Annotated in this window: 13 protein-coding genes; 1 reads left to right on the top strand and 12 read right to left on the bottom strand. The window is 45.8% G+C overall.

Annotation, left to right across the window (positions count from 1 at the left end):
- Positions 1-71 precede the first annotated feature (71 nt).
- From LRL21_RS21510 to LRL21_RS21480, 7 genes are all read right to left on the bottom strand, one after another.
- The gene (locus LRL21_RS21510) at positions 72-1,187 is read right to left on the bottom strand and encodes a Ger(x)C family spore germination protein (protein WP_240417837.1); all 1,116 of its coding nucleotides are present in this window, start codon (positions 1,185-1,187) and stop codon (positions 72-74) included.
- The gene (locus LRL21_RS21505; protein WP_240417836.1) at positions 1,177-2,274 is read right to left on the bottom strand and encodes a GerAB/ArcD/ProY family transporter; all 1,098 of its coding nucleotides are present in this window, start codon (positions 2,272-2,274) and stop codon (positions 1,177-1,179) included. The genes LRL21_RS21510 and LRL21_RS21505 overlap by 11 nt, the downstream gene beginning before the upstream one ends.
- 11 nt (positions 2,275-2,285) lie before the next feature.
- Complete coding sequence (locus LRL21_RS21500; RefSeq protein ID WP_240417835.1) at positions 2,286-3,770, bottom strand: spore germination protein; 1,485 nt, start codon at positions 3,768-3,770, stop codon at positions 2,286-2,288.
- Between the two features lie 236 nt (positions 3,771-4,006).
- Complete coding sequence (locus LRL21_RS21495) at positions 4,007-5,269, bottom strand: MFS transporter (RefSeq protein WP_240417834.1); 1,263 nt, start codon at positions 5,267-5,269, stop codon at positions 4,007-4,009.
- 258 nt (positions 5,270-5,527) lie between these two features.
- Positions 5,528-5,902, bottom strand: a complete 375-nt coding sequence (locus LRL21_RS21490) for a cbb3-type cytochrome c oxidase subunit I (protein WP_240417833.1) — start codon at positions 5,900-5,902, stop codon at positions 5,528-5,530.
- Between the two features lie 278 nt (positions 5,903-6,180).
- Complete coding sequence (locus tag LRL21_RS46310; protein ID WP_240417832.1) at positions 6,181-8,265, bottom strand: LuxR C-terminal-related transcriptional regulator; 2,085 nt, start codon at positions 8,263-8,265, stop codon at positions 6,181-6,183.
- A gap of 42 nt (positions 8,266-8,307) precedes the next feature.
- Positions 8,308-9,042, bottom strand: coding sequence for a class I SAM-dependent methyltransferase (locus tag LRL21_RS21480; RefSeq protein ID WP_240417831.1), 735 nt, complete (start codon positions 9,040-9,042; stop codon positions 8,308-8,310).
- Between the two features lie 202 nt (positions 9,043-9,244).
- On the opposite strand from LRL21_RS21480, the gene rarD reads away from it, so the two are divergent.
- Positions 9,245-10,135: an EamA family transporter RarD gene (rarD, locus tag LRL21_RS21475; RefSeq protein ID WP_240417830.1), complete on the top strand. Its 891-nt coding sequence runs from the start codon at positions 9,245-9,247 to the stop codon at positions 10,133-10,135.
- A gap of 89 nt (positions 10,136-10,224) precedes the next feature.
- Here rarD and LRL21_RS21470 read toward each other — a convergent pair whose 3' ends face one another.
- The 5 genes from LRL21_RS21470 to LRL21_RS21450 form a co-directional block, all read right to left on the bottom strand.
- On the bottom strand, positions 10,225-11,610 hold the full coding sequence (locus LRL21_RS21470; protein ID WP_240417829.1) for a protoporphyrinogen oxidase: 1,386 nt from the start codon (positions 11,608-11,610) through the stop codon (positions 10,225-10,227).
- A gap of 175 nt (positions 11,611-11,785) precedes the next feature.
- On the bottom strand, positions 11,786-13,378 hold the full coding sequence (locus LRL21_RS21465; RefSeq protein WP_240417828.1) for a hypothetical protein: 1,593 nt from the start codon (positions 13,376-13,378) through the stop codon (positions 11,786-11,788).
- Positions 13,375-14,088, bottom strand: a complete 714-nt coding sequence (locus LRL21_RS21460) for an ABC transporter ATP-binding protein (RefSeq protein WP_240417827.1) — start codon at positions 14,086-14,088, stop codon at positions 13,375-13,377. The genes LRL21_RS21465 and LRL21_RS21460 overlap by 4 nt, the downstream gene beginning before the upstream one ends.
- 4 nt (positions 14,089-14,092) lie before the next feature.
- On the bottom strand, positions 14,093-14,473 hold the full coding sequence (locus tag LRL21_RS21455; protein ID WP_240417826.1) for a GntR family transcriptional regulator: 381 nt from the start codon (positions 14,471-14,473) through the stop codon (positions 14,093-14,095).
- 204 nt (positions 14,474-14,677) lie between these two features.
- Positions 14,678-16,942, bottom strand: coding sequence for a beta-glucosidase (locus tag LRL21_RS21450; protein WP_240417825.1), 2,265 nt, complete (start codon positions 16,940-16,942; stop codon positions 14,678-14,680).
- Between the last annotated feature and the right edge of the window lie 2 nt (positions 16,943-16,944).

The following is a 16,944-nucleotide window of genomic DNA, read 5'->3' as shown; positions in this document are numbered from 1 at the left end:
TCTATATATACACATTCTATCATTCAGGTAAACATCATCCTGCTAATGGCATAGTCAGATTGAACTTACTATTATTGCTGTAATCTTCCATAATCCTTGATTTCTACATGAGCATGAACCGTAATATCCGCTTCAGATAAAATATTTTCCCAGGGCAGCTTGACCCATTCCTTATATGGAATTAAATTTCTCGCGTATTGCCCAATCCCTAAAGAATCAACCTTGTTCTTTTGCATAATGGTAATTATCGATTGACATTTCTCTTGAATCTTATGGCTCATCGCAGATTCCAGCTTTTTCTGGTCGCTATCATTATTCAAGTTCAAGGCACCCGAATATTCCAGCAAGGAGCCTTTCACACTTACGTCAATGGACACCTTCAGCTTTTCGCCGCGCAGGAATGTATCTCCGGATACAATATTCACTTTTCTGCGGCTCGATATAAATAATAACGCTACCTCCTCGGATTGCCCCCCTTTATTATTCAAAGCCATATTTAAATCGCCTGAATTCATGCTGCTGTCGCCAAGAAAAGCAAAGTATATCATATCTTCCGGTTTTATTTTAGCCACATATTGATCTTTTTTGAATAATGCAATTCCAGTGAGAATCAAGCTATTCTTGGATTCTTTGATTAAGGGAGCTACAGGATCTATGCCGTCATCATAATAATCACGGATGAAGGTGTACAGGTTTGAATTAGGAATTTCATTGAATTTTGACTCAGTTCGGATCAGGTCATCAATATATTCACCGACACCGGAGCCTTGCGGTAGCTTTCTGGATAACAATTTCTCTGCGTCCCCTTCTACAACTAAAACGTGGACCCGATTCCCGATAGACGGATCTCGGACCAGGGTGTCAATGTGTGACCATACACCTCTGCGTGCCATCTTCTCGCCAAATAACACTTGACGTAATTGACCGTTCACAATTTTCCGATTGTTTTGACGGTCAAAGAGCTTTCTGGCTTCCTTGCTTGATTTGGCAGTAGTTGTGTAAAGCAAGACTTCCTTTACGTTGGATTTGGGTATGGCAATGGTAAGCTTCAGTAATTTATCGTCGTCCTTGCTGCTTGCAGCATCGTAGGCGATGGAACGTATGAAACCCGTTTTTTCGATAACTCTTGTATCCGTGCACCCGATAAGGAAAATGAGAGCTATTAGAACTGCACTTTTAGGTTTCACCTTTCGTATTTCTCCCCTTCCGTTTTTGCAGTTGCAATATAATTATTAAGATAATTGGAAATGAAAACGCGATGCCTGTCTCAATATTAAAAGTAAAACTGAGCAGCTCTTCAGATTTTCTTAACGTCAAGGTAATAAAACCCGCTATATAAGTGATGCAAGTAATAACAATTTCGAGTAGTTTCGGTCGTGCTTTAGGGAATATCTGCTTTACGGTTACAAGCGCGGCAAAACAGTACATGACTGTGGAGATCAGATTCACTAATAGAAAGAAAGGGAAGATAATGCTTTCAATACGATTGATAAACGGAAGCTCGACATACCCCCACAAGTTAATAAGTGGATACAGGAACGTCTGCAGTTGTTTAAGACTATAGAATCCAAAAGTAATCCAAATCACTATTAATTGAACAAAGGTCACTAACCAGTGTCCACCGAATACGCCTCTAAACCATTTACTTTCTTTATTTACATAAGGAAAAAGGAACATGCACAGCTCGTATCCAATAAACGCTTGATACACTTCCGCCCAACCATGAATGGAGGGTGCTTCAGAAGCTCCTTGAAAATATGAGGTTGTGAACCGAATGATTTTCCAATCATTAAAATAGAAAAAGCTCAAACCGAGTATCCAAATGGTCAAGATGAAAAACATGGTGCTGGCTTTACTAATACTGTACAGATCTTTGCTAAGCAAGCTATAAACCATGATGCACAGTAAGAAGAATATGATCATTGGATTCATCGATTGTAAAAACAGCAATTGAAATACAAAAATGAAGTGCTTCCCAATTAATGAAGCGAGACCTATCCAGACCAAGGCGCATAATAGGTAGAACGGATATAGAAATGCTTTGGGAATAGCTCCTTCCAGGATGTGAAACACGGACCTTCCATTTCCCATTTTATAAACAAGCCAATACAAATAAATATTGAAAGAAGCTAAACAAGAAAGAGCAATAAAACCGAGCCAGCCATTAGTCCCGATGTTTTGGGCAATGACACGCGGGAGTTCGAAGATCGTAATGTCTAATTCAATCATGTAGATGAGAATTGCAATATGAAAAACATTTAACTTTTCTTTCATATTAGTCACCGTCATCTTCTCATTTTATTTCGATTAGCATTCTTCGTTTTAATCATGCTCGGACGCTTCTTTAAAGCCCAGAATGGCCCTCTAATAAAAGTGTCCAAAATATCGGATAAATTAAGAGGAGAAACGGGCGTTAAATACGAAGTACCTAAGCTGGTGATGCCTGCAAGATGAATAGTCATAAACCCGATTCCGATGATCAGTCCCAAGTTGCCTAGCAAGCCTGCTAATATGATAAATCCAAAACGGATTAGCCGGATAGATCCGCTCATAATGTAGCTTGGAACAACAAATGAGGCGATGGCAGACGTTGCAACGGTCATGATTAGAATATTGCTTGTAAAGCCGGCTTGAACAGCCGCTTGTCCGATTACAATACCACCAACGATGCCAATGGTTTGCCCGATTTTGGTTGGAAGCCTTGCGCCGGCTTCTCGCAGCAACTCAATGGTTGTTTCCATCATTAGGGCTTCAAATAGCGGCGGAAAGGGGACCTTGCTTCTCGATTCGGTCAGGTTATACAGCATCGCATGCGGAATCATTTCGTAATGATAGGTAGTAGCTGAAACATACAATGCTGTTAATACAAGAGTAAGAATAAAACCGATCATACGAAGAATTCTTGTAGCTGAGCCTAAAACCCATCTGCTGTAGTAGTCATCAGGTGAAGAAAAGAAATCAAAAAAAGAGGTTGGACCACTGAAAGCAGAAGGGCTCCCATCAAGAAAACCGACAATTCTGCCTCCAATAATTTTAGAGATCACTACATCCGGACGTTCTGTTGTCATAAATTGCGGAAAAATGGAATTAGGATTTTCTTCGATCATCTGTACTAATGTGTTTCCATCCAGAACAAAGTCAATTTCAATATTCTGGATTCGTTGTATTAACAATTGAACAAGCTCCTGATTGGCAATGCCATCCATATATACGATGATGATGTCGGATTTGGCCACTTCACCTACCTGGAGTTTAATGGTTTTCAAATGGGAGCTTTTTATTTTTTTTCGAAGCACACCTAGATTTTGTGAAATGTTTTCCACAAAAGCATCGTGAGGCCCCACAATAACAGATTCTGTCTCCGATCTTTCAATGGATCGACCGACTGGATGGGCTACATCAACCAAATATGTATTTTGCTTAAAAAAGATAGATGCCTGACCGTCTAAAATACCTTTAATACATTCTTTGCTATCTTGAATGCGATGATATTGGGAACGCTCCAGGATAAGGACCGCTTCCTCTTCCGTTGCATTAGAGAAAGGATCAATGATTTCCTGAAGATATTCATCATTTCCAATTAATATGTGAAGATACACTACATTGACATTGCAATTCAGGAATGATTGATGTGTGAAATCTATACAATTCGTAAACTCTTTGGTCGTATGTTCAAGGCTCGGTCTTTCGTTTGCCTCAATAACCGTTTCTTTGAAATCCGCTTGTTTTTTTTCAGCGGCAAACTTTAATAGCTTTTTCAGAATCAACATGTACCCCCACCTCAATGGGTATTATCCCCAAAAGGTTGTCTATGATACTCTTTCATTCCCATATTGTTACAGATGAATGCTGAACATGTTCACCCTACCCTTTCCCGTCATATACATATCTTCAGCACCTGAATGCATAACCGAAAAACCCGCGCTAAGCGCGGGTTCCGATGAAATATCATCCTGTCCACTTACTTCTGAACAGGACCATCTCTCATATTTTATATGTTTATTTCTTAGGATACATCCTGTACCTGTTCCGCTTTCCTGAACCTCCTGAATTGAACAGCTATCATCAGGAAATGTACAAAGAAAACTCCGGCAATAACATAAAATACAAGAGAAATGCCGAAGCTGCTTGCCACAAGCCCTCCGAATATCGCTCCTGACAAGTTTCCCAATGATCCGGCACTAGCATTATAGGCAAATACGCTGCCCTGGACAGGGGTCGGGGTCAATTTGCGCAGCAGGGAACTGATCGACGGGATCACTCCACCGATACATAACCCGGTAATAAACCGTATGCCCACGAGCACCCAGGCATTGGTGACTAACCCCTGAGGAACATGCAGAGCGGCAATCAGAATAAGTGATACGAGCAGGATGATAGTATGACCATGTCGATCTCCCATTTTTCCGAGCAGCGGGGCCGTGATCATCGTGCCTAAAGCCGTAGAAGCAAATATGAGACCAGCCATAATTTCAATGTGATCGACGATATTCATGCTTTTTACATACAACGAAATCATCGGACTAATGCTCGCAAAGCTTATAGAGATCAGGAATGTAGATATAAATAGCGTGATAATAAGTGGAGATTGCGTAAAAATATCATGCCATGCTTTCTTATCATGAACCTTCGTTTGAGGAATCCTGGACTTAAACGGGTTACTCAGCTTCAACAAACTTTTGAACTTGTATGTCGGGTATGTATGGGTTTCCTTCACTCCGAATACGGTGAGCAGCGCAGCCAGGAATATAAAGAAGCCTGTAATAAAAAAGGAATCCCGTATCCCCAACCACTCAGCCAGCACGCCGCCAATCAACGGCCCTAACAATTGACCGGTGACTTGTCCGGTTTGCAGTGTGCCTAATGCGTTACCCACCTGTTGCTTGGGAGCTTCTATGGCCAATAAGGCTACAGAGGAAGTTGGATAACCGCCCATCGTCCCAAAAGCGGCGCGGAGCAGAAGCAGCTGTAAGGGATTATCGACAAGACCCATAGCCGCGATAATAACGGCAGAACCTATACTGGTAATTACCATGACCAGCTTTTGCCCATATAAATCGGAAAATCTGCCCCACAAGGGTGATATGAGCGCGATCATCAGATGATTGATCCCAAAAATCATAGCGGCCCACAGAGCGGCCTGTTTCACATCATGTACACCAAGATCCTGCACATAAAGAGGCAAAAAAGGGATAATCATTCCAATACCAACCGCAGTTAAAAAATTACCGGTCCATAAAATGTATAAATTGCGTTTCCAGACTTCCATTCGGAATGACCTTCTTTTCAGGTTAAATAGGTACCTATTTAATGTATGTATAATGCTTCACCCCGTCAAGCGTAAAAGCAGCTATGAACAGGAGTTCTGGCTATTTATTTTCTCCATTTAAGTGAAATAGGTCATATATCCGTATTAACATAGAAATAGAGAAGTTTATTATCATGATAGCATAATAATAAACTTCTCCATGGAAAATATTACTATATCGATGAATAAGGATTTTGTCACAGATAGGGAGTACGATTCTTACCCTTCCGACGATCGGATATTGATCAGTAAATTGATCGCGAACAGGATGACACTAATTACAACCAGAGTTGCCCCAATCGGAATCAGGAACTCGAATGACGCAGCTCCGCTAAGTAACAGAAACAATCCCAGCATCATCGGTGGCAATCCAATGTTGTGCAGCCAGTAATGTACGAGGGCCAAACGGCTGTACCCCGCCCTTGGAAATAAATGGTATATAATGCCAGACACTGCAAACGACAGCCAGCCCAGCAGGTTGATATGTGCATGCACACTCGCGAATACATGCTGGCTTGCCATGGACATATACATGCCCAGAAGAATACCGATAACAAAATAAACAACAGAGACTTTAATGAATTTGATTCCCATACTTATCTTCCCCCTACTTAGTTGGGCCATAGCCGCATGAAATACGTCTTTTACCTAAATAATCATGATGAAACGGTGTCCCCGCAGCCGATCAGTCAACACCCAGCACCTTATTCATGAATTAATATAACAGGAAGGTTTGATGCTTGATATTATCCGTTCGTATAGTAATGGTCTCATACACGCAAGCGCTAAGTATCATTCACATTTATTGTATATGACGTTAAAAAATAAAAAGCCCACACCACTTAAAGGTGTGAGCTGGAATAGATAAGTGCTTAGGGCTTACTCGTAAAAAGCTTAATTAATTGGTTGCGGTTTTTCACCGCCAGCTTGACGAAAATCGAACTCATATGCTTTTTTACAGTAACCTCGCTAACATAAAGGGTTTTGGCAATTTCTCCATTGGTTTGTCCGTCTATTGCGAGCAGAACGACCTCTCCCTCCCGTTTCGTCAGCCGCTCAAGCAGACCGGCCGGCAAGTTCGGTGCAAAACCGGAATACCCTCCCTGCTTAAGCAGAAATCGAAGAAATGCCTCCAGCTTCTCTCCTCTCGTGTCGAGCACAAATGTCGGCGTTGACGTCTTGCCATCATAATGCCGGTGAACAACACCGGGGGCAATTTGAAAGCCCATACTCAAGTGCGCCCCCTGAAAAAATTCCAATGGCGGCGGAGAAGCGATAAAAAGTCCACCCGAGCACAAATAGGAAAAAATCAAATACATCGCTTCGATGATCAGATTGACATTTTTCCAGTCCTTGTAATCGATAGTTCGGATGAACCATCCCGATTGACCAGGTGGATCGACCTCCAGAAGCTTCAATTCCTCAGGTGATAGAGAAGATAAATACGGAGCGGAAAACGGGTCCGTTTTCAAATAAGGCAGGGTTGCCGAATGGATCGGAATCATGGAGGCCAATCCGACCGCTTCACCGCTTCCTGAGCGAAGCAGCATGACGGACTGCCGATCCAGCCGGACCAAAGCTTGCAGATCAATCCCCTTGATCGTCAGCTTCATATCCTCCTTGGCCACAAATTCATGATAGGTTTGTTCCGTTTGCGGGTCGGACCCGGAGAAAGATAGAGCTGTTGCTGCTTCCGTTCTTCCTCGCAGGTAAGCCTCCCCTTCTTCGATATTGGCCAGCGTCAACGATTCCCAAGCATACTGACCTCTCGAAGAGGACTGAATCAAAGCCCGTACCATGATGTTGCCCGTTGTATAGTAGAACAGCTCCCCTACCTCCCACTCTGTGCTGCGGGAGCCTGAGATTTGCCTGATCAAATCAGCATAATAGTACGCGGCTCTGCCCATCAGTCGGTGAAAATATTCCGGTGTCCGCTCCTCCAGCTGCTTGCGCGCAGCTATCCGCATCAGATCGTGCAGCATCCAGCCACGTCCCGTTTTACGTACAAAGGACAAGGAAATCAATGCATCAAACAATGGATCGTCGACCTCTTCCTCCGTAATAAAGGTCAGCACTTCCCGGTTAACATGAAGCAGTACGGCCGCCGCTTCGACCATGCGACGAAGTCTTGCATCAGGGACCTCGCGAAGCCATGCCTTGACCAGAAGGTCAAACCAACCGGTATCGTCGGTTGGAGACGCTGTCCATTCGTCTTGGAGGGGTACCGCGGCAGCAAGGGACAGGGCGAGGGGATGTCCACCGGTTTTCCTTTGAATTCGTGTGATTTTATGGTCTTCTACAATGCCGGAGCATCGAAGGTATGACTCGCTTTCGCTGTCAGTCAAGTTTCCGAGCGGCATATAATAAATCCGTTCTCTCAAAGCAGGAGACAAGATCCATTGGTCATTAAGCTTATAGCGGCCGGCAAGAATGAGCAGCACATTGTCAGGCAGACGCTTGAATAGTCGTTCGCGCAGCAATCCGTCCAGCTCTCCCATTTCCTCATACGTGTCAAAGGCCAGCACCACCTGAGTCCTCTGAGACAGCTGCTTAAGCAGGGTCAAACAGGATTCCAGCGGCTGCTGTTGTAAGACATGCTCATCGACCTGCTTCAGCAGTATTAGCTGATCCAGCAGCTGACGAAACAACTGCTCGCCCTTATGATTAAAATCGCGGCTGTCCAGATGCAGCATCGGGATGCCTGCAAGCCGTGCTTTTCGGCAAAATGAATCGAGCAGAAAGCTCTTGCCTACACCCGCAGTTCCGTAAATATTCCAAATGGATTGACCAGAATTACTTTGTCCCGTCAAATAGGCGTTAAATCGCTCATGCTGCCCATTCCGACCGACCAGGAACTGTTCCTCTCGTATCTCGAATCCGCTCATTCCACCAGGTCCACCCCTATCGTCCACCGAATCCTGCTGCACAATCGCTGTGTCAATTTCTTTTTCGCGCACTTTGTTCACCCTTCTTTGTGGATTCCATAAATTGTCACTTCTCTAATTCTTGACTGCTGCAATCAAGAGGAAAATAGGACGGCGGGTTTCGTCTTGCATTTCAGGAAATTTGGCGAGTATTTCAGGTGTTGGTTGTGGCTCGGAGAGCCTCGTAATGGTGAAACCGGAATCTATTAACGCATTCATATACGTAGCGAGAGTTCGATGATATTTGACAACATCGGTATCCAAAAATCTTGCCTGCCGCAGACCTTCATTCTGGTAATGGTCAACAGGCCAATGCAAGCGTTCCCCCTGCGGACCATAGTACCAATCCTGTGCAGCAAGTGCGGTAAACACCGGATGTTCAACCGAAAGCACGAAGGTGCCTCCAGGTGCAAGACAATGATGTATTTTACGGCAAACGCTATCAAATGGCTCCACATAATGCAGCGCCAGTGAGCTTATGACTACATCGAATTCCTCTGCGGCAAAATCGATATCTTCAATTGCCAGCCGACGATATTCGATCCCGGAATCGTCAGTGCTATCTATGGCGCGTGCTAGCATTTTCTCGGATAGATCTACACCTACCACTGACTTGGCCGACTGCTCGCGCGCATATCGGCAATGCCATCCATAGCCGCAGCCAAGATCAAGAACTCTTTTATCGCGAAGTTCAGGAAGCATAGCACGGAGCGCAGGCCATTCCCCAGCGGCTTGTAATCCACCGATAGAACGAGGCATCTGACTGTATTTATCAAAAAAATCGTGATCATCATATTGGTTCTGTTTCATAAATGTTCAACACTCCTGACTAAATAGTCCTATGTACTGCCTATCTTTTACTTTACCATTAAGATATAGGAAGTATCCATTGAAAATTTTATTTTAAACAAACATCAACTCCCATGTTGGAGTAGATGACTCGGGTAGGGTTACATTATTGGGGTAATTTTGTTACACTAGGACTTACTTTTGAAAAAGGAGTCTTGTGTTCATGAAAAAAGGAGTCATCTATAGCATATTAGCTTATTTTTCGTGGGGCTTTTTGCCGCTATATTGGCGTCTCTTCCAATCCATGCCTGCTTGGGAGATTCTTGCTCATCGAATTGTATGGTCATTAGTTTTTGTAGCTATTCTGGTTAGTGCAGCGAAACGATGGAAGCAGCTTAAATCGGTTGTTCCCAATCTAAAAAGCAAAGTAGCCGTCTTGCTTTGCTCCATATTCATAAGCTGCAACTGGTTTTTATTCATATGGGCAGTCAATAATGGACATGTGATCGAGACGAGCTTAGGCTATTATATGAATCCGTTGATAAGCGTTGTGTTCGCCGTCATTTTCTTAAAAGAACGACTTTCAGCCGGTCAATGGGTGGCAATTCTGTTGGCGGGCTTCGGTGTGTTGATAATGGCCATTCAATACGGAACGATTCCTTGGGTGGCGATTTCCTTAGCTGTCTCTTTTGCGCTATATGGTCTTGCCAAAAAGATGGCGGGTCTGGATGTTTTGCTGGGTCTCACCTGGGAAACCATCGTTGTTTTCCCTATTGCGTTCGGTTATTTGTTGTACATTCAATCAGCCGGCTCAGCCACAGTCTCTTCTTTACCCAGCTATTCGATTGTGCTTCTTCTATTATCGGGAGCGGCAACCGCCTTGCCATTATTCTGGTTTGCTCAGGCAGCCAAGCTGCTTCCACTTTCGATGGTCGGCTTTATCCAATATATCGCTCCGACAACAAGCCTGCTGTTAGCTATTTTTGTATTTCACGAGCCGTTTACTGAACCGCAATTGATCGCTTTTTCGTTTATCTGGCTTGCGTTGATCATCTATTCCTTGGTCACGTTCAAAAAATCGAGAGCGGCAAAAGTTGTCAATCAAGCTGCGTAGGGATTTGGCATCAACAATAAACCTTCCTGAATTAGGAAGGTTTTTACGTGTACTGATTTATTGGTAGATGCTGCCTGTTCGATTATATCTCACAAGCGCTCGGCAATCCTTTGTGCGGTATGTTCTCCGTTCAGGATACAATCGGGAATACCTACACCATAATAGGAGCACCCGGCCAAGATGACATTAGGATAGCTCTCTGCTAGTTTGGCTTCCAATGATTTTACAATATGCGGGTGCTTCAAATGATAGTTAGGCATGGTTTCGTGCCATTTGGTAATATCAGATGAAATCGGTGTACCTGTAAGGCCAAGGCAGTCTTCGATATCTTGTCGCGCTACCTGGATTAATTGTTCCTGTGTCATTTGCAGAAGCTTTTCATAATCACGACAGGTGCTTTTATAAAAAAGTCTTACCAGTAAACGGTTCTGCTCTGAGGTATGCTCCCATTTGCGGCTGGTCCACGTACAGGCATTACATACCAGATCACTGCCTTCTGCGACGATGAAGCCTGTCCCGTCCTTGGGCAGTTCGCTGTCCGGAATGTCAAATCCCAGATAGACACTGATGAGAGAGCTGTTGGTCAATTGCTCGAAATCCTCATCCAGCCTCTCATCATGGAGAAGGTGCTGTGCCACCGGATGCAGTGTGCTCAGCACGATGAAATCCGCTTCCAGCTCAATCTGATTGGACAAAGAAACGATGTACCGATCCTGCTGCTTCCCGATTTGTTCAGCCTGCACACCTTTATACAGCTCAACATCCGTTAGCCGTTCTTCCATTCTATCAATTAACGAAGACACACCCTGCTTGAACGACAAAAATTTCTTGCCGCCTGTCCCCTGAAAACGCTGCTTGTTCTCCGACAAGCCTTGAATGATGCTGCCGTATTCATTTTTATAATCCAGCAAATAAGGAAGCGTCGACGCAATGGTTAAATCCTGCAGCCGACCGGAATACACGCCGGACAGTACAGGAGAAATTTGTTTCTCCACTAGCTCCTTACCGAGAAAATATTCCAGGAATTCCCCAATTGAATGCTCCTTGGTAAAGGTTTCATTTGGTGTGTAGAAGTCTTTTAAAGCTTCTACCTTTCCCTGCGCTGAAATCAGATCCGTCTTGGCCAATGATTCCAGACTAAGCGGGATACCGAAAACCGCATCCTTCGGAATGGCTTTCAATTCGCCATCTGTATGAATAAAAGAGACTCCTGTTGCGTTATATACAACGTCCTCCTGTAAGCCCAGCTCTTCCAGAAATGGAGCTACATTCGTTTTACGGGCGACAATCGAATCCGCTCCCGTCTCCATTATAAACTCACCTTCATGAGCGGTTCTGATTTTACCGCCCAAGGTATCATTCGCTTCTATCAGCACGATTTTTGCCGCCTGCTTCTGGGCTTTTATCATCTTTTGAAGATAATAGGCAGTGGATAACCCGGTAATGCCACCACCAACAACGACTATTGTTTTCATAGTGATTCCACCTAACCTAATTAGATAAATAATATGCAGTAACATTGGATGTCACTATACGTATTATACGTCTCCTTGCCTGCTTTAACCATTCATTGCTGAGCCAATCTAAGAGTGAATGAGAAAAATTCATACATCCGACAATTTTGGAGGTTATCTATCTGTCCGTCTGGCGTTAATGTTCTTTCCCACGAAGGCCTCGGAACCAGATTGAATTCCTCATCATCGCGTATCTATTTAAATATTTCCCACCGAGCCCGAAGCCGATCAAAGCTGCTGGAATGCCAATGCTGTAAAGCAAGGTCAGGTGCTTGAGGAAGTCCGGAGCAGGACCATCACGCAGAGCAAGCCCAGATAACCGATCCGGCATAACCCATAGATTAGGCAGCTGAATGCAGAAGCCGTAACTCGCTAATAAAGGAACAAGCAAGATAATGAGTAGCGGATACTTATTCACGGCTGGCATGATTTGTACAGCTAACACGTAAAAAACAGCAAGCGGGATCATGAGCACTACATTTTCGGCGATATATTTTCCTGCGATGAGAATATCCGTCCCCGACATTGGATTCAACCATTGCCGTAAAGCGAATCCTACACCTGCACTTAACATGGCCAATAACCAATAGGTTAACATCGACGTTAAATAAGCAAATATTCGGCTGCCCAGCAAGACATATCGGGAATGTGGAAAAGCCAGCCACCAATGAGCAAATCCTTTGCTGAAATCTGCATTTTTATTCAATCCATATACAACAATACCCATGTAACTGAACATCGTTATGATCGAATGAAAGAAAATGAGATCCGTCAGGCTGCCGCTATTCTGATAGCCAAAGAAGGCAATGAGGGCCAACAGTGCATACACGATCCAGCGTATGCGCCTCGGAGCATGGCGACTGATCCAGTCATACCGTCGTTTCTCCATGGCAACCAAAGCCCAGAAAGCACCAGAACGTCGTTTCGTTACCTGCGACGGCACCATTGTCAGTGGAACCTGCAATTCCGGGGATGATACGACCGGATAGCCATGAAAACGAAGCTTCGCTAGCTGCTTCATGCCTATCGCGCTTGAAAGCCAAACAGCCGCGCAAGAGAATAACCATCCCGCAGCCACAAGCAGCCATACATTCTGTGCACTTGGTATCGTGAACTGAAAATCAATCGCAGCGGAGCTGCCAGCCAGGAGTGCAAAGATCAGCAGCGGCATCGAAATATAGATGAAGACAATCACGGTTCCAATACGAGTCCACCACATTTGAAACACGGACATGAGCAAACCGATACTGCTCATGACGGGTAGTATTGCGAGAGCTGCCCATCCTGCGGTACCTGCCGTTTGCCATAAGCTGCTTGCGTCTGCATAGGGTACGCTTCCCCATAAGACGAATAACGCATAATGGATGGTACAGAGCAGAAGCATAAATAGAATGAGATAAAGTCCCAGCCACACAAAGCTAAAAGCCTTGCCAAGAACAAGTGTCAGCCTTGAATAAGGCAGCAGCAGCCACCACTGCTGGCCTCTTCCGGCTCGGCCTCCGTTCAGTGCCTCCCATACCATGATGATCAGCATCGTCTCCACGTACGCGATGAAGCCCAATTCATACAAGCTGCCGACGTTCACATTACCACGTGACCACGCCATACTGGCTGCAAGCAGCAGGAGGAAGATCAGGCCGATGCGTATGTAATTGCTTTGCGAGGTTCCAGGCAGGTAAGTGCTGTACCTGCTAAGCTCAAGCTTTGCAAGTGTCCATACACTTTTCATGAGAACACTTCCCTATAACGGGATTCCACGGAGGTTCCTTGTTCCCTTAAGCTATCGACCTCGTTGTCGGCTACAACACGGCCATTTCCGATCAAAATAATCCGATCGAACAACTGCTCCATTTCGCGTATATCATGAGTTGCTATGAGAAAGGTCCGTTCTCCGTCTGCCAAATCAGCAACGACCGATGAAGCGATCAGCTCCCGTGAAATCATATCCACACCGGTGAACGGTTCATCCAGCAGGACAAGAGGCGAGGTGCGGGCCAGACAGCTGATAAGCTGCAGTCGAGCTTCCTCTCCGCGGGATTGGGCGGATATGCGCGTACCCAAGTTGATTCGTAATGAGTGAACTAACTGCTCCGCCCTTTCGAAATCCCAATCCGGATAAATCTGACCGGCAAAAGCAAGCCATTCCCCAGCCGTCAACCATCCGGGCAATTTTCCCCGGTCCGGCAGTACTGCGATGGAACGCAAGCTTTCTATGCCTGCTGGCTGACCAAAGATCCGTACCGATCCGCTTGTAGGCTCCGTTAATCCGGTGCAAATACTGAGCAGGGTTGATTTGCCTGCACCGTTTGGACCCAGCAATCCGGCAATACGTCCCTTTTCTAAAGAGAACGTTACCTCATTCAAAATCTCCTTTTTTCTTACTTTCATCGTTACCTGCCTGCACTCCAAGGCTATGGAGGTGCCAGTATCATTCGTCATAGGACTACTCCTCCTTCTCTTGCGCCAGTTCAAGCAGTTGGTCAACGGTCAGATCAAGCGATTCTGCGATCTCCCGCAGATGTTTCATAGCTTCCTTGACGATTGTCCTTTTGCTTTCCCTAATGGCTTCGTTATCGGTGGTCACATAGGTTCCCTGCCCACGGAACGTTACGATGAGTCTGGCTCTTTCGAGCTCCTGGTACGTCTTCATTACAGTAGTCGGATTGACACGGATTGTCGCTGCCAGTTCCCGTACTGAAGGCATCCGAGTACCCGGAGCCAGCACACCACGCACTATCAATGCACGAAGCTGCTCTACAAATTGCTCATATAGCGGACGGGAGGGGTCTATATGAAATTGTTCCGACTTCCAAACGAAATCCATCTACGTTCACCTCTGCTGCCAGGTTACATCTATCGTTGCTTGCTATCGTATGTAGTGTATCATAACAGACCATACACTTCAACATGCAAATGCCACGAAGCCATATGGAATATCCAATGCATCCATTCATATACAAAAACGAACCTCTGAATTATTTCCAAGGCTCGTTTTGCAAAAAAAGTGAGATTTCAGTCCGTCTACATCTTATACATTCAATATTCCCAGTACATCCTCCAGCATTTCATCCGTCATGGCACCACGGCTGAAAGCGACCAATCCACGCAGTGGCATATACTTGAGGAAAGCAGCCATCATCTCTGACGCCCCTGCATGATCGGAACCAGCATTAGCAAATGGCGAATTCTTTAACAAATCTTGCACGATCGCTGCGGCCTTCGGATCTTCCATTAAGTCTCCTATCGTTGAGTTGCGTGTGTACGTTTTTTTGAGGCTAACGGTAGATTGGACACGAATGGTCTCACGCTGAGTAATTTCAGCAGAGGACTTTCCGATCAGAATTTCAAATTCACCTGTTTCCACGTGCCAATCCTGCAAATCCACGTTGTAATAGGCAAAAGAGCGTTGTTCCAGCACGAAGGTTACCGCCTTAGTCTCCCCAGGCTGAAGCTCTACTTTAACGAAGCCTTTCAATTCTTTGAGCGGTCTTGCAACCGTACTGACCACGTCGCGGATATACAACTGCACAATTTCTTTTCCGTGCCGATCTCCAGTATTGGTGATGTTTAAGCTGGCGTGAATTGTGCCTGTATCCAAGATTTCCTTGTTACTTACTGTAAGATCGGAGTGACTGAATCGGGTATAGCTAAGACCGTGACCAAAAGGAAATAAGGGTGCCCGGTCAGCTGCGTCATAGTAACGATACCCGACAAAAATACCTTCATTATAGATGACACGATCCCCAACGCCTGGAAAGTACAGATAGGACGGATTATGCTCGAGCTTCTGCGGGAAGGTTTCCGCCAGTTTACCGCAAGGATTTGCATCGCCAAAAAGTAGATCAGCGATAGCGCCGCCAAGCGCCTGTCCTCCGAGATAAGCCTCGAGCACAGCCTTCACACCTCCAATCCAAGACATTTCAATGGGGGCGCCATTGCTCAGCACGACCACCACTTGGCTTTGGACCGCTGCTACCGCTTCGATCAAACGAATTTGATTAGCTGGAATGCGGAGATGCTTACGGTCAAAGCCTTCCGATTCGCAGCGTTCAGGCAGACCAGCCACGATAACAGCAACATCTGCTTGAACGGCCGCTTGCACAGCTTCTGCGAGCAGGTCTTCGTCCATCTCATCACTGTTCAGATCATATCCCTGCGCAAAAGCGATGGTAGCGGTGCTTCCAGCGGTCCTACACATCTCTTCGTGAATACCCTCGAGCCTGGTCGGTTTGATATGCGAGCTGCCGCCTCCCTGATATCGTGGCGTTGTGGCGAGCGCTCCGATCAGCGCAATATTTCCTGATTTGGCAAGCGGCAGGAAGTCATCCTCATTTTTCAGAAGCACCATGCTTTCCCTTGCAACCTCACGTGCCAGCTGGTGGTGGGCGTCTGGATCGTAAGCTGCACCTTCTTTATGTTGGTCAACAGCTTTGAATATAACGGTCAACAGCCGCTCTACTGCACGGTCCAGCACCTCTTCCGCCAGTTTGCCGCTTCGAACAGCTTCGACGATTTTAAGATCGCTAGTACCGTTATTCGATGGCATCTCCAGCTCCAAGCCTGCCGCCAGTCCATCTACACAATCGTTCACGGCCCCCCAGTCGGATACGACGATTCCCTCGTGTCCCCATTCATCTTTCAAGATGTCCGTTAGCAGTTTACCGTTCTCTGAACAAAATTCGCCGTTTACCTGATTATAGGCACTCATGACGGTCCAAGGCTGGCCTTGCTTGACCGCGCCCTCGAAGCTGGACAAATAGATCTCACGAAGCGTCCGCTCATCGACAACGGCATTGGTAGACATGCGTCGGTGCTCCTGATTGTTGACTGCCAAGTGCTTCAATGAGGTACCTATCCCCTGGCTTTGCACACCCATAATATGATGCGCCGCCATTTCAGAGGACAAGTACGGATCTTCAGAGAAATATTCGAAGTTTCTGCCGCAGAGCGGAGACCGCTTGATGTTCACGCCAGGTCCAAGCAGAACCGCCACTTCCTCAGCTTGACATTCTTCGCCCAGTGCGATACCAACCTTGCGAATGAGCTCACGGTCCCAAGAGCTGGCCATCCCGGCGGCAGATGGAAAGCAGGTTGCCGGTACACTGTCGAACAGCCCGAGATGGTCCGATGAAGCCCGCTGCTTGCGCAAGCCGTGAGGCCCGTCGGTTACCATAATAGACGGAATGCCAAGACGTTCAATCCCTTTCGTATGCCAAAAGTCAAGCCCGGAGCATAGGCTCGCTTTTTCCTCCAATGTCATTTGAGCTATCCATTCAGCTGGATTTCGCTGCATAT

It is taken from the genome of Paenibacillus periandrae, assembly GCF_022458865.1.
In the GTDB taxonomy this organism is placed as follows: domain Bacteria; phylum Bacillota; class Bacilli; order Paenibacillales; family NBRC-103111; genus Paenibacillus_S; species Paenibacillus_S periandrae.
The sequence above is the reverse complement of the archived record's forward strand: the minus strand, read 5'-3'. Positions and strand labels throughout refer to the sequence as shown.